General features: G+C 66.8%; 19 protein-coding genes. 11 read left to right on the forward strand and 8 right to left on the reverse strand.

The genetic code is table 11. The annotated features are described in order from the left end of the window. Positions 1–60 precede the first annotated feature (60 nt). The 4 genes from FHP89_RS04225 to FHP89_RS04240 all read left to right on the forward strand — a co-directional run bounded on the left by FHP89_RS04225 (position 61) and on the right by FHP89_RS04240 (position 3,456). On the forward strand, positions 61–1,143 hold the full coding sequence (locus FHP89_RS04225) for a CobW family GTP-binding protein (RefSeq protein WP_144179203.1): 1,083 nt from the start codon (positions 61–63) through the stop codon (positions 1,141–1,143). A 68-nt stretch (positions 1,144–1,211) separates the two neighbouring features. Next, positions 1,212–2,081 (forward strand): NAD(P)-dependent oxidoreductase, encoded by an 870-nt coding sequence (locus FHP89_RS04230; RefSeq protein WP_144179204.1) that lies wholly within the window; start codon positions 1,212–1,214, stop codon positions 2,079–2,081. Beyond that, complete coding sequence (locus FHP89_RS04235) at positions 2,078–2,968, forward strand: NAD(P)-dependent oxidoreductase (RefSeq protein WP_144179205.1); 891 nt, start codon at positions 2,078–2,080, stop codon at positions 2,966–2,968. The genes FHP89_RS04230 and FHP89_RS04235 overlap by 4 nt, the downstream gene beginning before the upstream one ends. Continuing rightward, positions 2,965–3,456, forward strand: coding sequence for an LEA type 2 family protein (locus tag FHP89_RS04240; protein WP_144179206.1), 492 nt, complete (start codon positions 2,965–2,967; stop codon positions 3,454–3,456). The genes FHP89_RS04235 and FHP89_RS04240 overlap by 4 nt, the downstream gene beginning before the upstream one ends. A gap of 807 nt (positions 3,457–4,263) precedes the next feature. Here FHP89_RS04240 and FHP89_RS04245 read toward each other — a convergent pair. The 6 genes from FHP89_RS04245 to mtnA form a co-directional block, all read right to left on the reverse strand. Beyond that, complete coding sequence (locus FHP89_RS04245) at positions 4,264–4,740, reverse strand: hypothetical protein (RefSeq protein ID WP_144179207.1); 477 nt, start codon at positions 4,738–4,740, stop codon at positions 4,264–4,266. Continuing rightward, entirely contained in the window at positions 4,733–7,477 is a 2,745-nt protein-coding gene (locus FHP89_RS04250) for a putative bifunctional diguanylate cyclase/phosphodiesterase (RefSeq protein ID WP_186300368.1), read from the reverse strand. Before FHP89_RS04250 ends, FHP89_RS04245 begins: the two co-directional genes overlap by 8 nt. 75 nt (positions 7,478–7,552) lie before the next feature. Continuing rightward, positions 7,553–8,626, reverse strand: a complete 1,074-nt coding sequence (locus FHP89_RS04255; RefSeq protein ID WP_144179209.1) for a hypothetical protein — start codon at positions 8,624–8,626, stop codon at positions 7,553–7,555. Then, entirely contained in the window at positions 8,619–8,939 is a 321-nt protein-coding gene (locus tag FHP89_RS04260; protein ID WP_144179210.1) for a metal-sulfur cluster assembly factor, read from the reverse strand. Before FHP89_RS04260 ends, FHP89_RS04255 begins: the two co-directional genes overlap by 8 nt. Continuing rightward, a complete protein-coding gene (locus FHP89_RS04265; protein ID WP_144179211.1) occupies positions 8,936–9,610 on the reverse strand; it encodes a class II aldolase/adducin family protein in 675 nt (224 codons plus the stop codon). The genes FHP89_RS04260 and FHP89_RS04265 overlap by 4 nt, the downstream gene beginning before the upstream one ends. Next, entirely contained in the window at positions 9,607–10,665 is a 1,059-nt protein-coding gene (mtnA, locus tag FHP89_RS04270) for an S-methyl-5-thioribose-1-phosphate isomerase (protein WP_144179212.1), read from the reverse strand. Before mtnA ends, FHP89_RS04265 begins: the two co-directional genes overlap by 4 nt. Positions 10,666–10,754: 89 nt before the next feature. Between mtnA and FHP89_RS04275 the strand changes: the two genes are divergently transcribed. The 6 genes from FHP89_RS04275 (at position 10,755) to lysM (ending at position 16,327) form a co-directional block, all read left to right on the forward strand. Then, complete coding sequence (locus FHP89_RS04275) at positions 10,755–11,912, forward strand: pyridoxal phosphate-dependent aminotransferase (RefSeq protein WP_144179213.1); 1,158 nt, start codon at positions 10,755–10,757, stop codon at positions 11,910–11,912. 68 nt (positions 11,913–11,980) lie between these two features. After that, positions 11,981–12,238 (forward strand): PP0621 family protein, encoded by a 258-nt coding sequence (locus tag FHP89_RS04280; protein ID WP_144179214.1) that lies wholly within the window; start codon positions 11,981–11,983, stop codon positions 12,236–12,238. Positions 12,239–12,241: 3 nt separating this feature from the next. Further along, the gene (locus FHP89_RS04285; RefSeq protein WP_144179215.1) at positions 12,242–13,795 is read left to right on the forward strand and encodes a two-component system sensor histidine kinase NtrB; all 1,554 of its coding nucleotides are present in this window, start codon (positions 12,242–12,244) and stop codon (positions 13,793–13,795) included. Continuing rightward, positions 13,792–15,171, forward strand: a complete 1,380-nt coding sequence (locus FHP89_RS04290; RefSeq protein ID WP_144179216.1) for a sigma-54-dependent transcriptional regulator — start codon at positions 13,792–13,794, stop codon at positions 15,169–15,171. The genes FHP89_RS04285 and FHP89_RS04290 overlap by 4 nt, the downstream gene beginning before the upstream one ends. A 5-nt stretch (positions 15,172–15,176) precedes the next feature. Then, a complete protein-coding gene (ampD, locus tag FHP89_RS04295) occupies positions 15,177–15,719 on the forward strand; it encodes a 1,6-anhydro-N-acetylmuramyl-L-alanine amidase AmpD (protein ID WP_222105306.1) in 543 nt (180 codons plus the stop codon). A 104-nt stretch (positions 15,720–15,823) separates the two neighbouring features. Next, on the forward strand, positions 15,824–16,327 hold the full coding sequence (gene lysM, locus FHP89_RS04300) for a peptidoglycan-binding protein LysM (protein WP_144179218.1): 504 nt from the start codon (positions 15,824–15,826) through the stop codon (positions 16,325–16,327). A 16-nt stretch (positions 16,328–16,343) separates the two neighbouring features. Here lysM and FHP89_RS04305 read toward each other — a convergent pair whose 3' ends face one another. Beyond that, positions 16,344–16,586: a hypothetical protein gene (locus tag FHP89_RS04305; protein WP_144179219.1), complete on the reverse strand. Its 243-nt coding sequence runs from the start codon at positions 16,584–16,586 to the stop codon at positions 16,344–16,346. 147 nt (positions 16,587–16,733) lie between these two features. On the opposite strand from FHP89_RS04305, the gene FHP89_RS04310 reads away from it, so the two are divergent. Continuing rightward, entirely contained in the window at positions 16,734–17,465 is a 732-nt protein-coding gene (locus tag FHP89_RS04310; protein WP_144179220.1) for a transglycosylase SLT domain-containing protein, read from the forward strand. Positions 17,466–17,510: 45 nt separating this feature from the next. Here the strand turns inward: FHP89_RS04310 and FHP89_RS04315 are convergent, their stop codons facing one another. After that, positions 17,511–18,680, reverse strand: a complete 1,170-nt coding sequence (locus FHP89_RS04315) for a pyridoxal phosphate-dependent aminotransferase (RefSeq protein WP_144179221.1) — start codon at positions 18,678–18,680, stop codon at positions 17,511–17,513. Positions 18,681–18,735: the final 55 nt, after the last annotated feature.

Below are 18,735 nucleotides of genomic sequence, written 5' to 3' on the forward strand. Positions count from 1 at the left end.
TGGCAGGCTTCCGGGTGGCCGGCGACGGCCACGCATCGTGATTATGACCAGGATCAAACCATGACTGACACTGACCGCCGGATTCCGGTGACCGTGCTGACCGGCTTTCTCGGCGCCGGCAAAACCACCGTACTCAACCACCTGCTGCGCCACCCCGGCGCCGAGCGGGTGGCGGTGCTGATCAACGAGTTGGGCGATGTCGGCGTCGATCACCATCTGGTCGAGCAGGTCGATGAAACCCTGATCGTGCTCGACGGCGGCTGCGTGTGCTGCAGCGTGCAGGGCGATCTGGTGGCGGCGCTCAAGCGCTTGTTCATGCAGGCATTCCGCAAGGAGATCCCGCCCATCGACCGCGTGCTGCTCGAAACCACCGGCCTGGCCGATCCGGCGCCGGTCATCCACACGCTGATGGAAGAACCCTTCATCGCCGACCGCTACCGTTGCGACGGCGTGGTCACCGCCGTCGACGTGACCCACGCCGCCGGCCAACTCAAGGCACACCGCGAAGCCATGCGCCAGGTGGCGATGGCCGACCGCCTGCTGCTCACCAAGTGCGACCTCGCCGCGCCGGCCGATATTGCCGCGTTGCAAACGACGCTCGCCACGCTCAACCCCGGCGCGCGGCAGATTCCGGTGTCGCAAGGCGTGGTCTCGGTCGATGCCTTGTTTGGCTGCGGCTTGTACACCGCCACCGGCAAGCTGCCCGAAGTCGCCGACTGGCTGGGCGAGGCGCAGGTCCGTGCCGCCGCCGCGGCGGTGCCATCGTGGCGCAAGCCCGGCAAAGCGGCGCCGACCGGCCCGGTGACGTATCACACCGACGGCGTCGAAAGCTATGTGCTGCGCTTCGACGCGCCCCTGCCGTGGTGGGAGTTTTCCGATGGGCTGAACCTGATCCTGCAGGCCTATAGCAACCGCATCCTGCGGATCAAGGGCGTGCTCAATGTGCGCGGCGATCCGCTGCCGCGCGTCATCCAGTGCGTGCAACACAGCATCTACCCCGCGGTCAGCCTGCCGGCCTGGCCCGACACCCCCCCCTTTGACGATCGCTGCAGCCGGCTGGTGTTCATCGTGCGTGGCCTGCCGAGCGAGACCGTGATGCAGACCTTGAGCGAATTCACCGGCGTGGGCGTCAGCGTGCTGTAACGTCCCCTGACCAATCGACGGGCCCGCACGCGTAGAATCGACGGATCGGATCTGCTCGGAGTGCGTGCATGAACATCGGTTTTATCGGTCTGGGCCTGATGGGACGGCCCATGGTGCTCAATCTGCGCAAGGCCGGTTTCCCGGTCAGCGTGTGGGCGCGGCGCGAGGCCTCGCTGGCGGCGGTGACGGCGGCGGGCGCGGTGGCGCGGGCGAGTATCGCCGAGGTGGCGGCGGCGTCGGACGTGGTGTTCTCCTGCGTGCCGGATGCGCCACAGGTGGCTGAGGTGGCACAGGCGGTGGCCGACGGCGCGCATGACGGCCTGGTGTTTGCCGACATGAGCACCATCGCCCCGGCGGCGGCGCGCGATATCGCCGCGCAACTCAAGTCGCGCGGCGTGAGCATGCTCGATGCGCCGGTCTCGGGCGGCGAGACCGGTGCCATTGCCGGCACGCTGACCATCATGGTTGGTGGTGAGCAAGCCGCGTTTGACACCGCTTTGCCGGCCTTTCAGGCCATGGGAAAAAGCGTCACGCGGGTGGGCGAGTCGGGCGCCGGTCAGGTGACCAAGGCCTGCAACCAGATCGTCACCGGCGTGGGTGTGGCTGCCGTGGCCGAAGCCTTCAACTTTGCGCAGATGAGTGGGGTCGATCCCGCCCGTGTGCGCGAGGCGCTGCTCGGCGGTTTTGCCAACAGCCGCATCCTCGACAACCACGGTCAGCGCATGATCGACCGAAAATTCACCCCCGGTTTCAAGGCCTGGATGCACCAGAAAGACCTGCGCATCGTCATGGAAGAAGCGCATGCGCACGGCCTTGCCTTGCCTGCCGCCGCGGCCACGGCGCAGCTCTTCAATGCGCTGGTCGGCCGTGGCATGGGCGAGGACGACTCGGTCGCCATGCTCAAGCTGTTTGAGGCGATGAGCGGAGGCGCGGCATGAAGATCGGCTTTATTGGTTTGGGCGATATGGGCCAGTCGATGGCCCGCCACCTCATCGGTGCGGGGCATGAGCTGGCGGTTTGGGCGCGGCGTGAAGCGTCGGCGTCTGCGCTGCTTGCCGAGGGCGCCGCCTGGTGCGCGTCACCTGCCGAACTGGCCGCGCGCAGCGAGTTGGTGATCACTATGGTCGGCGGCAGCGCCGATGTGGACGATCTGGTCTTGCGCAGCGATGGCCTGCTCGCCGGCTTTGCCGCCGGCGCAGCGCATGTCGACATGAGCACCATCGCGCCGGCGACCGCCCGGCAACTCGCCGCCCGCTACGCCGAGCGCGGTATCGACTGGCTGGATGCGCCGGTCTCCGGCGGGCCCAAAGGCGCGCTCGAGGCGACGCTGGCGATCATGGTCGGCGGCGACGCGGCCACGCTGGCGCGGCTGCAGCCGGTGCTGGCGGTGCTGGGCAGTCGCATCGTGCACATCGGCGAGGCCGGTGCCGGTCAGGTGGCCAAGGCCTGCAATCAGATGATCATGGTCGCCGCGATTGAAGCGAGCGCCGAAGCCCTGCACCTGGCCGCCGCCAACGGCGTCGATGTGGCCAAGGTGCGCACCGCCCTGATGGGCGGCTCGGCGGGTTCGCGGGTGCTCGAGGTGATGGGCGAGCGCATGGTCACCGGCGATTTCGACAAAGGCGTCGACGCCCGGCTGCACCACAAGGATTTCGGCCTCATCATGGCCGACGCCCATGCCCTCGGCGCACCGCTGCCCATCGCCGCCGCCGTCGGACAACAGCTCAATGCCCTGATGGCCCGCGGCGGCGCCCGGCAAGACACCGCCGCGCTGATCACCGTGCTCGACGCCATGGCACCGCAGGACAGGAGGACGACCGAATGAAGCCCATCACTCGCCGCACCGCACTCGTCGCATTGGCCACCCTCGGCCTGGCCGCCTGCGCCAGCTTGCCGCTCAATATGAAACCGCCCGAAGTCTCGGTGTCGGATTTGCGCCTGATCGATGTCGGCCTGCTCGAGCAGCGCTTCGGCCTCAGCCTGCGGGTGCTCAACCCCAACGACGCCGAGATCCCGGTCGATGGCCTGAGCTTCACCGTTGAACTCAACGGCAAACCCTTCGCCAAGGGCGTCAGCAACCAGACCGTCACCGTGCCGCGGCTGAGCGAAGCGATGCTGGAGGTGGAGGCCGTCAGTTCGCTCTCCGGCCTGCTGCGCCAGTTCGGCGCCATGGCCAAGGGGCAGGAGCGCATTGACTACCGGATTCACGGCACGCTTTACACCGGTGGGCTGTTCGGCGGCGTGCCCTTCGACCAGAAGGGCGAGGTGGATTTTGCGGATCTGGGGGTGCCGGCGGGGACGAGTCGGTTCTGATGTTGCTGCCGCGTAAGCGCAAGAGTCACCTGCCCGTGAGCGTCATGGTTACCGTGGTTTTCGTTGGTGTGATAGCACTGCTCTTTTTGGCTTCATATCTACTTAAGGAGGTGCCGAGCGAGGCCGCTGCGTGCGTGTCGCGATGTGCCGCCGAGAATCGTGCTGGCCGATTGGTGGATAACTACGCCGCTAGTCAAACGGCGGGGATGCGAGGGCGAGGAACGTCACGGTGTGAGTGCTACTGACTCGGGGTTTGCGGATTGCGGCGGTTCGTTGGCCGGGTCTCGCCCCGGCGGGCGAGTGACTTCTTTGTCGCGACAAAGAAGTCACCAAGAAAACGCCCCCGCTGTACCGCCGGCTTCGTTCGGCGGTACAGAAGGGGAGAGGCCCGCGGGCTCGGCTTCGCCATCGCCTTCTTTGAGAGGCCACGGTGCTACGCCGCAGGGTTAGCGGCTTGCCGCCCACCATCGTGCCTCACGACAAACGCCGCTTGGTGGGCAGCAAAGCTGACCACCCTACGCCCCCAATGGTCGAGTCGGGTGCGATCGATCCGCCCTCTGCCGCGCCAACCGGAGGATGTGCCGGGCGGAAAAAGGGGCTTCGCTGTTTGAGCCCGCAGGGCGAGTTCGCGAAGCACCCCGCCCGGGGCGTCCGGAGGGCGGGAACCCCGCAGGGGCGCGAAAGCGGGCTGTGCTTCTTTGCCTAGCTTTCTTGCACAAGCAAGAAAGTAGGTCGCCCGCCGGGGCGAAACCCGGCCAACGGAACGTCGAAGCGTAGGCCACATGACTTCGCGCAGCCAAATGCGGCTTATTGGATATCTTTGGCGTCTTTTCGCCGTGAAGAGGCTCTTAGTAGCGTTTGAACGCGTGCTTGGAAACGCTGGCGGTGGTCGCCGAAACTCGCGGCGCAGGCCTTTGCGTTTACGGATGCAGTTACGCTCCAACGCGAGAACTTGTCTTTGAGAAGATCCGATGTTTGTCTCAGGGAGCTAAACACGAAATCGTCGTGAATACGAATTCGCTCGTCTTCGGCCCGCTTCTCTCCCAAGGCGGCCGCCGCATAGGCGCCCAAGATTGAGGACGTCTCGCGTAGCGTTCGCTTCTGGCCGGGACTCTTGGCCAGGAATTCTTCTGCTAAGCGAGCCTCTTCCGCGCACCTGGCCCATTGCCGACCGAGATCTTCATCGGTTGTTTGTGCTGTTGCGAACACGGATGCGCTGACAATCCATAGTGATAGCGAGCGTTTAGCAAAACGTGACAGTCCGTAAGGGGGCCGGTCACCCATTCCCCATCTCCGGCAAGCCGCACAAGCGCGCTGCCCGCAATCCCTTCAGCAATGCGTTCATGTCATCCGCGGGCAGCGGTCGGCTGCACAGGTAGCCCTGGTAGGCGTCGCAGGCCCAGCCGCGGAGCATGCGTAGCTGGCCGACGGTTTCGACGCCTTCGGCGAGGACCTGGATGCGCAGGGTGTGGGCCATGGCGATGATGGTTTCGGCGATGGCGGCGTCGTCGGGTTCGGTTTCGATGTCGGCGATGAAGGAGCGGTCGATCTTGAGCCGGTCAATGGGGAAGCGTTTGAGGTAGGCGAGGCTGGAGTAGCCGGTGCCGAAGTCGTCGACGCCGATCATGACGCCCAGCCGTTTGGCGCCGTCGAGGACGTCGGCGGTGAGTTCGGGGTTGCGCATGATCAGCGATTCGGTCAGTTCGAGTTCGAGGCGATCGGCGGGGAGGCCGGTGTCTTCGAGGACCTCGGCGACGGTGTCGAGCAGGCTGGCTTCGTCGAACTGGCGGGCCGAGAGGTTGACGGCCACGGGGACGTCGATGAGGTGTTTGCGGCGCCAGGCTTCGGCCTGGGCGCAGGCGGTGCGCAATACCCAGGCGCCGATGGGGACGATGAGGCCGCTGTCTTCGGCAATGGGGATGAAGGTGTCGGGTTCGACCGGGCCTTCGTCGGGGTCGTTCCAGCGCAGCATGGCTTCGAGGCCAATGAAGTCGCCGGAGGCGATGTCGACCTGAGGCTGATAATAGAGCTCGAACTCTTGCCGCTCGAGCGCCCGGCGCAGCCGGTTTTCGAGGGTAAGTCGGGTGGACACCAGCGTGGACAGGCGCGATTCGTAGAACTGGTAGTTGTTCCGGCCGGCGTCCTTGGCGTGGTACATGGCGGCGTCGGCGTGCTGGATGAGCGTATCGGCGGTGCTGCCGTCTTCGGGGTAGATGGCGATGCCGATGCTGGGGGTGACGGTGAGGCGGTGACCTTTGATGTCGAAGGGCGCGCTCAGGGCTTCGACGATGCGCTCGGCCACTTCGGCGGCCTGCTCCCGGCTTTCGAGTTCGGGCAGCACCACGATGAACTCGTCGCCCCCCATGCGGGCGACGGTGTCCTGTTCGCGCACGCAGTGCTGGAAGCGTCCGGACACGGCTTTGAGCAGGGCGTCGCCGGCCTGGTGGCCGAGGGAGTCATTGACATTCTTGAAGCGGTCGAGATCGAGGAAGAGGACGCCGAGCGATTGCTCGAAGCGACCGGCGGCTTCGAGGGCGGACTCGAGTCGCACGCCGAGCAGGCTGCGGTTGGGCAGCTCGGTGAGCGGGTCGAAATGGGCCAGATGCAGGATGCGGGTTTCGGCAGCCTTGCGGTGGGTGATGTCGGAGGCGATGGTGAGGTAGCCGGTGATGCGGCCGTCTTGCGCGTCGATGAGCGGGGAGATCGATACGGCGGCCGGGATGTTGCGGCCGTCGGCGCCGGTCAGCTCCACTTCGACCGGTTCGTTGGTCGACAGGCCGCGCGCGGTGTCGAGCACGGCGGCAAAACCGCGCTTGCCGGTGGCGCGCTCCATGCGCGCCATGGCGGCGGTGTTGATGAAGTCGATGGGGGTGCGCTTGTCGACCACCAGGTCGGCGGCGCAGCCGAGCATGTTTTCGGCGGCGGGGTTGAAGACGCGGATGATGCCGTCGGTGTCGGTGAGCACGATGGCGTAGTCGGCGCTGTGCAAGATGGCTTGCTGCAGCGTGGTGCTGGTGCGCAGGGCGGCTTCGGAGGCGGTGCGCTGGGCGACCTCGGCCTGCAGTGTGGCATTGGTGTCGGCCAGGATGCGGTTGGTCTCGGCCAGTTCGGCGGTGCTGCTGCGCACGCGATCGCGGATGACGGCGTTGCGGGTTTGCAAGAAGGCGACCAGCAGCGCGGCGAGGAGGGTGATGGCCCAGCCGGTGGCGCGCTGGCGCTCGATGGATGCGGCGGGCGCCAGTTCGAAGTGGTTGGGCGTGGGGGTGGCGATGATCAGCCAGCGCCGGGCGGCGAACTCGATGACCTCAACGTAGGCGGTCTCGAAGTTGTCACCGATGGTGTCGCGGTACACCTCGGGCGCGCTGCGCGGGTCGGTGGTGGTGTCCAGAATGGTGAAGGCCATGTTGCGCGCGTCGGGGTCCATGCCGGCCCAGAGCGTGCTTTGCGCAAGCTCGCTCAGGTGCATGTAGATCCCGAGCACATGCTGGCCCGCACGCGAGAACAGGCGGATGCCTTCACCGTTTTCGGCTTCAGGGCTGAGCAGCGGGGTGGCTATGATGGCGCCGGTGCGCAGCGCGGCCTGGACGGCTTCCTGCGCTTGCAGGCCTTCCATGGCCAGATCGGTGCCGCGCCTGGGCCAGGCGGCGCGGGTGGCGACATGGCGGGCGGGGAAGCGCAGCGGGGGGGTGACGCTGTTGTCGACGTCAGCCAGTGCGATGGCCTTGATGAAGGTGTGCACCCGCATCAGCGAGCCGCTGATCTGCTCGAAGTCTTTTGCGCTGCCGGCGCCGGCCACGTCGACATGGTCGCCCAGCAGGTGCTGCAGATCGAGTACGGCTTCGACGCGTTTGCGCAGGGTGCCGATGTGCTGACCCGCGGCGAGCTGGAATTCGGCGTAGACGCGGTCGCGCTGCGCATCGAGCGCATTCTTGTAGACCGCCTCGGTGGCCGCAGCGAGGACGCCCGCCAATAGCATGGCGAGGCCGAAGTGCTTCAGGAGTCGGCGAAGGGGCCGGATCACGCGCATCGTGCGCGTCGCGAATTCATGCGATGCAGCTTCCAGTGTGTGCCGCCGGGCCTTGTGGGCATACGGCGGTCATGGGTGTTTGCTGCCGTGGCGGGTCACGACGGCAGTCATCATCATCAGCAGAAACACGCCGATGGCAGCGGCGTTGCCCAGCGCGCCATCGGCACGCAGCCCGTGGTGTTCGAACAGGTCGCCGGCCACGCGCAGGACTAGGCTCAGGTGCAGCAGGGCCAAGGGTACATAAAAACCGCGGTGATATGGCAACCGAACGCGCAGCACCGCCGGCAGGATGATGGGCGCGTGGCCGAACACCATGGCAAACACGAAGCCGACCATCAGGCTGTGCAGCGCGGTGTCCCAGCCGATGCTGCCGGCGCCGGGGGCCAGCACGGCGAGCACCGCGCCGCCCAGCGCCAGCCACAGGTAGCCCGAGAGCAGGCACACGGCGATGTAGCGGGTGAGGCCGGTGGTTTTGACCGTGCGGCGGGCGACATCCTGCTTGAGCAGCCAGATCGCCAGGCCGATCGCGCCGAGGCCGAACAGGTGCGGGCCGACGGGGAGCGCGGCGAGCGAGGCGCCGGCAATCAGCAGGCCGATCAGGGCGATGAAGATCTGCTGCATGCGCGGGCTGACCCGCATCAGGCGCGACAGCTCCAGCCGCTCGCCGGCGATGGTGACGATCAGGAAGGCGGCCCACCACCACAGCGCCAGGTCGACCGTGCCGGTGAGCGCCCACACCAGCACACCGACCAGCCAGGCCGCCGCGCCGAGGGTCAGCACGCGGGCGTGCAGGGCGGGTGCTTTGCGCTGGGCATGTAGCGAGGCGAGCACCAGCACGATGCCACCGGCGATGAAGCACACGGTGGCCATGGCGGGCGCGATGCCGCTGATCAGCAGCGCGCTGCCGAGGCCGCCGCCCAGCGGGCCCAGATAGGCCCAGCGCTGGCCGACGGCGACGGCGCGTTCGAGTGAAATGAGGGTGCCGAAGAAGGCGCACATCATCAGCGCGCCATGCGGCGCACCGGCGACGAAGTCGGGCGTGGGCCAGGCGAGGCGCCACAGGCCGGCGAGCACGCCGGTGATCAGCCCCGCAAAGCCGAGTACCAGCAGCGGCGCGCGCTGCCAGGGGGGCAGATCAGACATCGCCGGCTTGCCAGCCGAAGTGGGCCTTGGCCGTGTCGCTCATCATGGCGGGGGTCCACTCGGGTTGCCAGACCAGTTCGACGGCAGGGGTGTGGTCGGGGGCGAGGCGGCGCAGTGTCGCCTCGACATCATCCATGATCATCTGACCCATCGGGCAGGCCGGGCTGGTCATGGTCATCTCGACGGTGATCTGCGTGTCGGTGAGCGCGACGGTGTAGATCAGGCCGAGGTCGACGATGTTCATGCCGACTTCGGGGTCGAGGACTTGCTTGAGGGCGTCGCGTACGGCGGCTTCGTCGAGGGCGGTGTTCATTGCGGGGCGTCCGGGTCGGCGTCGAGGGGGCGCGGGCGGCCATACCAGCGGAACTGCACCAGCGCTTCGCGCATTTGGGCGTCGTCGAGGCAGGGCGGCTCGCCAAGGCAGCGGGCGCGCCAGTAGTGTTCGCAGAGCATTTCGAGTTCGATGGCGCGGTCGAGCAGGGTGGCCAGGTCGGGCGCCAGTACGATCATGCCGTGGTTGGCCATGAGCGCGGCGCAGCGGTTTTCGAGGGCCTTGACGGTGGCGTCGGACAGCGCCTGGGTGCCGAAGGTGGCGTAGCTGCCGCAGCGCACGCTGTCGCCCCCGAAGCGCGCCACCATGTAGTGAAAGGCGGGCACGTCGAGGCGGTGGCAGGCCAGTGCAGTGGCGAAGGGCGCATGGGCATGCAGGATGGCGCCGACGTCGGGCCGCGCGGCGTAGATGTCGCGGTGCAGGCGCCATTCGCTGGAGGGCGCGCGACGCCCGTGGGCGGAGCCGTCGGCGCTCACGTGGGTCATGTCGGCGGCCTCGCAGCGCTCGGGCACCATGCCGGAGGGCGTGACCCAGAAACCGTCGGCCGCGTCCGTGTTGTCGCGCACGCTGACATTGCCGGCGGTGCCCACCGACAGGCGGGCGGCGGTCATGCCGCGGGCGACGGCGAGCAGGTTGTTGGCGAGTGCGCTCATGGGGCGAGTGTGGCCAGCGCGTGGGGCGCCATGACCCCGTGTTCGGTGATGATGCCGGTGATGCGCGCGGCCGGCGTGACATCGAAGGCCGGGTTGCCGGTGGCGGTGTCGGCCGGGGCGATGCGTAGCTGCGCCGTGGCGCCGATGGCATCGCGGCCATGCAGCACGCGCACTTCCTCGCCGTCGCGGTCTTCGATCGGAATCGCCGCGCCGTTGGGGCAGGCGAAGTCGATGGTCGACACCGGCGCAGCAATATAGAAGGGCACGCCGTTGTCGGCGGCGGCCAGCGCCTTGAGATAGGTGCCGACCTTGTTGGCGGTGTCGCCGTTGGCGGCGACGCGGTCGGCGCCGGTGATGACCAGATCGACCTCGCCGCGCATCATCAGCAGACCGGCGGCGTTGTCGGCGATCAGGCGATGGGCGACGCCGGACTCGCGCAGCTCCCAGGCGGTGAGCAGGCCCTGGTTGCGCGGGCGGGTTTCGCTCACCCACACCTCGACGTCGATGCCCGCCGCCTGTGCGGCATACACCGGCGACAGCGCCGTGCCGTGGCCGAGCGTGGCCAGCCAGCCGGCGTTGCAGTGGGTCATGACGCGCACGGGGCCGTGGCGCTTGGCGGCAATGTCGGCGATCAGCGCGAGGCCGTGCTGGCCGATGGCCGCGTTGGTGGCGATGTCTTCGGTGATGATGGCGTCGGCTTCGCGTTCGGCGGCGGCGAGGCGTTCGGCCGGCGGCAGCGGGCGCAGCACGCGGGCCATGCGCGCGAGCGCCCAGTGCAGATTCACCGCCGTCGGGCGGGTGGCGCCGATCTCGGTGAGTGCGTGTTCCAGCGTGGCGTCGTCGGCCGCCGTCTGTAGCGCCAGCGCGACACCGCAGGCGGCGGTGGCGCCGATCAGCGGGGCGCCGCGCACCTGCATGGACCGGATCGCATGGGCGACGGCATCGAGGCTGTCGAGCGCGAGCGTGACGCGGTGATGCGGCAGGGCGGTCTGGTCGAGGATGCGCACACGGGCGCCGTCGCGGATCAGGGTGGGGGCGGGGATGGGAACACTCATGGCCGCCATTGTATCGCTGACGCGGCTTTGCTTGGCGTGCCGGAGGCGCTCTGCGAGAATCGGCTTTTGCCTTTGCTGCCTGGATTGTCATGCCCGCTTGCGCCGTTACCGTTTCGTCCCGCCTGCCAAATGTGGGCACCACCATTTTTACCGTGATGTCGCGCATGGCCGCCGAGGCCGGGGCAATCAATCTGTCGCAAGGCTTTCCGGACTTCAATGCCGAGCCGGTGCTGTTCGAGCGGGTGTCGCACTGGATGCGTGAGGGCTACAACCAGTACCCGCCGATGGCCGGGGTGACGGTGCTGCGCGAGGCGATCGCGGCCAAGGTGGCCAACCTGTACGGCACGGCCTACGACCCCGAGACCGAGGTGACGGTCGTCGCCGGTGCGACGCAGGGCTTGTTCACCGCCGTCACGGCGCTGGTGCACCCGGGCGACGAGGTGATCGTCTTCGAGCCGGTGTACGACGCCTACGCGCCGGCCATCGAGTTGCAGGGCGCCCGCGTGGTGCGCCTGGCCTTGCACGCGCCCGACTACCGGCCCGACTGGGCGGCGGTGGCTACCGCCATCACCCCGCGCACCCGCATGATCATGATCAACAGCCCGCACAACCCGACCGGCAGCGTGTGGTCGGCCGAGGACATGACGCGTCTGGCCGAGCTGGTGCGTGGCACCGACATCGTGATCGTGTCGGACGAGGTGTACGAGCACATCGTCTTCGACGGCCGCCGGCACGAGAGCTGCGCCCGCCACCCGGCGCTGGCCGAGCGCAGCGTGATTGTGTCCGGCTTTGGCAAGACCTATCACATCACCGGTTGGAAGATTGGCTACGTGGTGGCGCCCGCGGCGCTGATGGCCGAGTTCCGCAAGGTGCACCAGTTCAATGTGTTCACCGTGAACACGCCGATGCAGTACGCGTTGGCCGATTACATGGCCGACGCTTCGCGTCACCTCGGCCTGGCCGCCTTCTACCAGGCCAAGCGCGACCGTTTCCGCGCCGCCATGGCCGACTCGCGCTTTGAGCTGCTGCCGTGTTCGGGTACCTACTTTCAGCTGGCGCGCTACCGCGCGATTCGCGACGAGTCCGACATGGCCTTCGTCGAATGGCTGACTCGCGACAAGAAAGTGGCGGCGATTCCGGTGTCGGCCTTTTCGGCCGCCGCCGAGGATGAGGGCGTGGTGCGCTTCTGCTTCGCCAAGCATGACGACACGCTGGATGCGGCTTGCGAACGGCTGGTCGCGCTTTGAACCAAGCGCGGGGCGCGTGCCGCCTCGCGTGCTAAACTTTTTCGCTTCCATCGCGGCGCACCGAGATCGTGTCGAAACTCCTCGTTTTCCTCCTCGTCCTGTTTGCCATTTACTGGGTTCGCCGCATGTTGAGCAAACCCAAGCATCCGCCGGGCGCCGGCCCTCAGTCGGGTGCCTCGCGCGATCGCGCGGGCCAGACGCAGGCCTCGACCCGGATGCTCTCCTGCCAGCGCTGCGGTGTGCATGTGCCCGAGAGCGAAGGCGTGCGCGTCGGCGGTGTGTTCTTTTGCTGCGAAGCGCACGCGCGCGGCCGCGACGAAAGCTGAGATATGGTCGTCACGGAGAGCTTCGAGGATATCTCCGCCGATCTGGCGCGCCGGCGCTCCCTGCGCTACCTGAATCTGTTCCGCCTGACCATGGCGGCGATCTTCCTGTTCTTCGGCAAGAGCATCGGCCTGGGCGAAGAAGCGCCCGGGCTGTTCCTGGCCTTTGCCGCGTTCTACCTGTTTGGTGTGCTGGCGCTGGGTTTTCCCGACGCGGTGCAGCGGCTCGGTTTCAATCGGGTGGTGACCCTGCAGATGCTGCTGGATATCGCCGCCTTGACGATGATGATGGCGGTCAGCGGCGGCACGCGCGGCGGCCTGCCGATGTTGCTCACGGTCTTGCTGGCCGGGGGTGGTCTGGTCGGTTACGGGCGCTGGGTGCTGTTTTACGCGGCGTCGGCGACGGTGGCCGTGCTGGCCGAGAACAGCGTGCGCTTCCTCAATCGTGGCGAGGCCAACGACTTTTTCGTGGTCGGCATGGTGTGCATCGGGTTCTTCGGCGTCGCACTGACGGCGCGCCTGCTGGCAACGCGTGCGCTGACCAATGAACTGCTGGCACGCACGCGCGGCGCGGATCTGGCCCGTCAGCAGGCCATCAACGAGCGCATCATCGAGGACATGCACGACGGCGCGATCGTGCTCGACGCCAATCTGCGCATCCGTCAGGCCAACCCGCAGGCTGCCGCCTTGCTCGGCGCGCCCTTGCCGATTGGCGAGGTGATGAGTGATCTCTTTCCGGCGCTCACCGGCGCGCTGGCGGACCCCGCCGCGGCCAGTGAGGGGCATCAATGCCTCCCCGAGGGCGGCAAGCCGCTGCGCTGCCGCGTCGTGCGCGCCGAGGGCGACGCCGGCCACACCGTCATCTATTTGCAGGATCTCGACGAAATCCAGGCGCAGGCACAGCAGATCAAGCTCGCCGCGCTGGGGCGGCTGACCGCCAGCATTGCCCACGAAATTCGAAATCCGCTCACCGCCGTCACGCAAGCGGCCGAGTTGCTGGGCGAGGAGAAGCGCGCCGAAAGTCAGGCGAAGCTGATCCGCATCATCAATAACAACGCGCTGCGCATTGAGCAACTGGTGCGCGACGTGCTCTCGCTGGGGCGTCGTGATCGTGCCTTGCAGGAGGCTTTGCCTTTGCATGCCTTCGTCGTCGAACTGCTCGATGAATTCACCTTGCACGGCGAGGCCGACAAGGCGCAAGTGGTGGTCGATATCCCTGAATCGCTGACGCTCGCCTTTGATCGGGCGCACCTGCACCAGATCCTGTGGAACCTGTTGGTCAACGCCCGACGCTACGCGCCGCCAACGCCGGGGGCGATCCGTGTGTCTGCCGATAGCGACGGGGGCCGTACACGTTTGAACATTGAAGACGACGGGCCAGGCATCAGCGCCGAACACCGGGTGCACCTGTTTGAGCCTTTCTTTACCACGCATGCCAAGGGAACCGGCCTGGGGCTGTATATCGCGCGCGAACTGGCAGACGCCAACCGGGCCACGCTGGCCTTGCGCGATAGCGCGGCCGGCGCGCACTTCTGCCTCACCGGAATGAGCCAGCCATGAGCAAGACTGAACGACGCAACCGCCCACCCGGCCCCGATGTGCTGGTGGTCGACGACGAAGAAGATATCCGCGAACTGCTGGAGATGACGCTCACTCGCATGGGCCTGGGGTCCCACTCCGCCGGCTCGGTGGCCGAGGCGCGCGAGCTGCTATCCAAAAACAAATACCGCCTGTGCCTGACCGACATGCGCCTGCCCGATGGCGAGGGCTTGGAGCTGGTGCGCTATATCAACGAGCACTGTGCTGACCTGCCGGTGGCCGTCATCACCGCCTACGGCAGCATGGAAAACGCGGTCATCGCGCTCAAGGCCGGCGCCTTCGATTACCTGGCCAAGCCGGTGTCGCTCGAGCAACTGCGGGCGCTGATCAAGTCGGTGTTCCGCCTGCCCGACGCGGCCAATGAAGAAACCCGCAAGGACGCCAGCGCCTTTCTGATCGGCGAATCGCAGGCCATGGAGCAGGCGCGTCAGCTGATCGAAAAGCTCGCCCGCAGCCAGGCGCCGGTGTATGTGTCGGGCGAATCCGGCAGCGGCAAGGAGCGCGCGGCGCGCGCCATTCATGGCCTGGGGCCGCGGGTGGCGGGGGCGTTTGTGGGGGTCAACTGCGGCGCGATCCCCGAAAACCTGATGGAGAGCGAGTTCTTCGGCTATCGCAAAGGCGCGTTTACCGGCGCCGACAGTGACCGCGATGGCTTCTTTCAGGCCGCCAACGGCGGCACCTTGTTTCTGGATGAGGTCGCCGATCTGCCGCTGTCGATGCAGGTCAAGCTGCTGCGCGTGATCCAGGAGAAGCGCGTTCGCCGGATTGGCGACACCGCCGAGCAGCCGGTGGATGTGCGCATCGTCAGCGCCACGCACCAGAACTTGCGTGTGCTGGTCGAGGAAAACCGCTTTCGGCAGGACTTGTTTTACCGCCTGAATGTCATCGAACTCAAGATGCCGGCGCTGCGCGAACGGCGCGAAGACATTGGCTCGCTGGCCGAGGCCTTGCTTGCCCGCCTGGCCGAAGAGGCCGGCATGCCCTTGCCGCGCTTGTCGACGCAAGCGATCGAAGCGCTGTGCGGCTATAGCTTCCCCGGCAACGTGCGGGAGCTGGAAAACATTCTCGAGCGGGCGTTGGCGCTGTCATCCGGCGACATCATCCATGTCGAGGATCTGGCGCTGGAGCCGCTGATCGGCAGTGAGCCCACGGCGGGAAATGGCCATGGCGACGCCATGCGCACCGGCTTGCAGGATTATCTCGACACCGCCGAACGCCAGGCCATTGTCGAAGCGCTGGCCGAAACCGAGGGCAATCGCACCGCCGCGGCGCGCTTGCTGAAAGTGACCTTCCGCTCTTTGCGCTATCGCATGGAGCGGCTGGGCATGAAGGACTGACCCGCGTGCGCCAACTCGACGCCGCGGGCTGGCTCGATGGCGCGCGCTGGATCGCTTCGCCCAATTTTGATCGCCGCCCGGCCGGCCAGGTGGCGCGGCTGCTGGTGGTGCATGCGATCAGCCTGCCGCCGGAGCAGTTCGGCGGCGACGGCGTGCTCGCGTTGTTTGGCAACCGGCTGGACCCGGCGGCGCATCCCTACTTTGCGGACATTGCGCATCTGCGCGTGTCGGCGCACTTTTTCATTCGCCGCGATGGCGAGCTGATTCAGTGCGTGCCGACGCATGCGCGGGCCTGGCATGCGGGCGTCAGCACCTGGCGCGACTGCGAGCGCTGCAATGATTTTTCGATTGGCGTCGAACTCGAAGGCTCGGATACCCAGCCGTTCAGCGAGGCCCAGTACGCGCAACTCAACGCGCTGATCGACGACCTTGCCCGCCAGCACCCGATTGAAGACGTGGTCGGCCACAGCGACATCGCGCCGGGTCGCAAGACCGATCCGGGCCCGTGTTTCGACTGGTCGCGCGTGGTCATTCCGCTGCTGCGTTGAGTGTTACGTTTGTTGTCCCGGCGTGCACGTGTCATGTGGGTGCCGTATAAAGTGGCCTGAGCCGGGCAATGGCCGGAATCGATTGACCAACTGCAGGAGGTGTTATGGGACTGTTCAACTTCATCAAGGAAGCGGGCGAGAAGCTGTTTGGCACGGGTGAGGCCAAGGCCGCGCAAGAGGCTGCCGCCAAGGATCCGTCCGCCGACAAGCTGGCTGCAGCGAACGCGAAAGCGGCCGAGGCGATCGCCAACTATGTGCGCACGCTGAATCTGCCAATCGAAGGGTTGAGCGTGGTGTTCGACGGCGCGGCCGGCGTGGTGTCGGTCGGCGGGACAACGCCCGATCAGGCCACGCGCGAGAAAGTGCTGCTGGCGGCGGGCAACGTGGCGGGCGTGGGCGAGGTGCAGGACACCATTGTGGTGACCAACCCCGAGCCGGAGGCCAAGTTCCACACCGTGGCGCGTGGCGACACCTTGTCGGCGATTGCCAAGACCTACTACGGCAGTGCCAACAAATACATGGTCATTTTCGAGGCCAACAAGCCGATGCTGTCGCACCCGGACAAGATCTATCCGGGTCAGATGCTGCGGATTCCGGCGCAAGGCTGAGCGACAGAAAACCCTGCTAATTGCATGGGAAAAAAACGGAGCCTCGGCTCCGTTTTTTTTCGCCGCCGGAAGCCGCGCCGCTGCTGGCGCGCCGCCATATTTGTGGTATTTTTGCCACCGTTTTGAGCGGTGCAAAATTGACAAAATCCATATGAATCAATAGAGTGCGATCCGTGCTGCGTTGCAGCATGTGCGTGGCGATCGCTCCCTGACCTGGTGGGATCGTCAAATCGAGTGAGTGCGTGATCTTACCGGTCACGCGGGACACCACTGGCGACCCGACTCTCCGAGGATTCGCTGCTCCGGCCGGCTGACAAGCCATCCGGGCGGACTGGATCCACGCTGTACCGACGTTCTCCATGACGGCGGCACTGGTGAGCAGAGGCGGGCCTCTTGGAGGACCACCATGAAGAACGCAACGGTCATGAAGCGCGCCATCTGTCATAGCGGCGCATTTCTGAAGCATTTTGCTCACGGCAGTCTGATCGCCCTGGGTCTCCTGTCGGCAGCGGCCCTGGTGGCCTCTGTTATCGAACCTCAGTCAGCCGCCCGCGGCTTGCCGATCGTCAGTCTGGCGCAAGCCCATGCTGAAGCCGTGGTGCCGGTGCGCCCCACGGTCGAGCTGGCTGATGAACCCGAAGCCCTGTTGCAGGCGCCGCCAGTCGTGGCCACGGCCGATGCCGAGTTGTCACCCGAGCTGGAGCGCGTGCGCAGCTACGTGGCACGTCGTTACCGGGTGTCGCAAACGGCCTTGCTGCGCCCCTTGGCCCGTGCCGAGCAGTCGGCCGAAGAGCTGGGCCTGGATCCGCTGCTGATCGTGGCGGTGATGGCGATTGAGTCGAGCTTCAACCCGATGGCCGAAAGCACCGTGGGGGCGCAAGGTCTGATGCAGGTGATTCCGCGTTTCCATCAGGACAAGATCGGCCCGGACGCGACGCCCGAGTCTTTGTTTGACCCCGTGACCAATGTGCGGGTCGGGGCGCTGGTGATCCAGGAAGGGCTGCGCCGCTACGGCTCGCTGCAGTCCGCCTTGCAGTACTACGGTGGCGCGCTACGCGACGAGAACGCGCGCTACGCCAAGAAGGTGTTGTCGATGCAGGCACGCCTTGCTGAGGTGGCGGCGAAGTCCGACGCCTGAGTATCAAGGCTTCAAGAAAAGGACGGCTATTGCGCCGTCCTTTTTTTACGCCAGTATGCGGCGGATCCGCTCGGCGGCTTCGGCCAGTCGGGACTGGCTGGTGGTGTAGGCGAAGCGCAGGTGCTGGCGCGGGCGGTTGTCGCCAAAGTCGATGCCCGGCGTGGCGGCGACGCCGGCCTCTTCGATCAGCCGGCGGGCGAGGGTTTCGCTGTCGTCGGTGAGCGCGCTGACATCGCTGTAGATATAGAAGGCGCCCTGCGGTTCGGACGCGACCTTGAAGCCGAGATCGCGCAGTGCTGGCAGCAGGATGTTGCGCCGTTCGGCGAAGGCCTGGCGGCGTGATTCGAGGATGTCGAGACAAGCCGGGCTGAACGCGGCCAGCGCGGCTTGCTGGGCAATGGTCGAGGCGGAGATAAAGAAGTGCTGGGCGAGGCGTTCGATCTCGCGCGCATAGCCTTCGGGCGCGACCAGCCAGCCGAGCCGCCAGCCGGTCATGCCGAAGTACTTGCTGAAGCTGTTGACCACGAACACGTCGTCCATGCTCTGCAGCGCGGTGCTCGAATCCACGCCATAGGTCAGCCCCTGATAGATCTCGTCGACGATCAGGTGGCCGCCGCGCGCTCGCACGGACTGGCGCAGCGCCTCGATCTCGGGCTGGGTGAGCAGGGTGCCGGTCGGGTTGGCGGGCGAGGCCACGATCAGGCCGCGGGTGTTGGGCTGCCAGGCGGCTTCGACCGCGGCGACCGTCGGCTGATAGGCGCTGTCGGCATTAACCGGCACGGCGCGGGCGACGCCCTCGAAAGCGCGTACCAGATGCCGGTTGGACGGATAGGTGGGGTCGGGCAGCAGCCAGCTGTCGCCGGGGTTGGTGGTGGCGGCCAGGGCCAGCATCAGGGCGCCCGAGGCGCCGGGGGTGACGACGATGCGCTCGGGGGCGACATTGGCACCGAAACGGTCCTGGTAGAAACGTGCGATCGCTTCGCGCAGCGGGGCGATGCCCAGCGCCGGCGTGTAGTGCACATCGCCACGCGCCAGAAAGCGGGTGGCGGCTTCGACCACCGGCGGCGGGCTGGGGAAGTCCGGCTCGCCGATTTCCATGTGGATGATGTCGCGGCCCTGGGCTTCGAGTTCGCGGGCGCGGCGCAGCAGCTCCATTACATGGAAGGGGCGGATGTCGGTCATGCGGTCGGCGAGGGACAGGGGCGAGCGTGTCATTGGGGAGTTCCGGGGCGGGGTCTTGCCATCATAGAGCGCGCGGGGCGGCGTGAAA

The organism is Denitromonas ohlonensis, from assembly GCF_007625205.1.
GTDB classification, from domain to species: Bacteria; Pseudomonadota; Gammaproteobacteria; order Burkholderiales; family Rhodocyclaceae; genus Nitrogeniibacter; species Nitrogeniibacter ohlonensis.

Bases quoted from the DNA above. Each gene is read 5' to 3' on its own strand.
- mtnA (WP_144179212.1), bottom strand. From the start codon at position 10,665: ATGAGTGTTCCCATCCCCGCCCCCACCCTGATCCGCGACGGCGCCCGT.
- FHP89_RS04285 (WP_144179215.1), top strand. From the start codon at position 12,242: ATGGTCGTCACGGAGAGCTTCGAGGATATCTCCGCCGATCTGGCGCGC.
- FHP89_RS04240 (WP_144179206.1), top strand. From the start codon at position 2,965: ATGAAGCCCATCACTCGCCGCACCGCACTCGTCGCATTGGCCACCCTC.
- FHP89_RS04275 (WP_144179213.1), top strand. From the start codon at position 10,755: ATGCCCGCTTGCGCCGTTACCGTTTCGTCCCGCCTGCCAAATGTGGGC.
- FHP89_RS04230 (WP_144179204.1), top strand. From the start codon at position 1,212: ATGAACATCGGTTTTATCGGTCTGGGCCTGATGGGACGGCCCATGGTG.
- lysM (WP_144179218.1), top strand. From the start codon at position 15,824: ATGGGACTGTTCAACTTCATCAAGGAAGCGGGCGAGAAGCTGTTTGGC.
- FHP89_RS04235 (WP_144179205.1), top strand. From the start codon at position 2,078: ATGAAGATCGGCTTTATTGGTTTGGGCGATATGGGCCAGTCGATGGCC.
- FHP89_RS04245 (WP_144179207.1), bottom strand. From the start codon at position 4,740: ATGGGTGACCGGCCCCCTTACGGACTGTCACGTTTTGCTAAACGCTCG.
- FHP89_RS04260 (WP_144179210.1), bottom strand. From the start codon at position 8,939: ATGAACACCGCCCTCGACGAAGCCGCCGTACGCGACGCCCTCAAGCAA.
- FHP89_RS04290 (WP_144179216.1), top strand. From the start codon at position 13,792: ATGAGCAAGACTGAACGACGCAACCGCCCACCCGGCCCCGATGTGCTG.
- FHP89_RS04315 (WP_144179221.1), bottom strand. From the start codon at position 18,680: ATGACACGCTCGCCCCTGTCCCTCGCCGACCGCATGACCGACATCCGC.
- FHP89_RS04255 (WP_144179209.1), bottom strand. From the start codon at position 8,626: ATGTCTGATCTGCCCCCCTGGCAGCGCGCGCCGCTGCTGGTACTCGGC.
- FHP89_RS04310 (WP_144179220.1), top strand. From the start codon at position 16,734: ATGAAGAACGCAACGGTCATGAAGCGCGCCATCTGTCATAGCGGCGCA.
- FHP89_RS04225 (WP_144179203.1), top strand. From the start codon at position 61: ATGACTGACACTGACCGCCGGATTCCGGTGACCGTGCTGACCGGCTTT.
- FHP89_RS04265 (WP_144179211.1), bottom strand. From the start codon at position 9,610: ATGAGCGCACTCGCCAACAACCTGCTCGCCGTCGCCCGCGGCATGACC.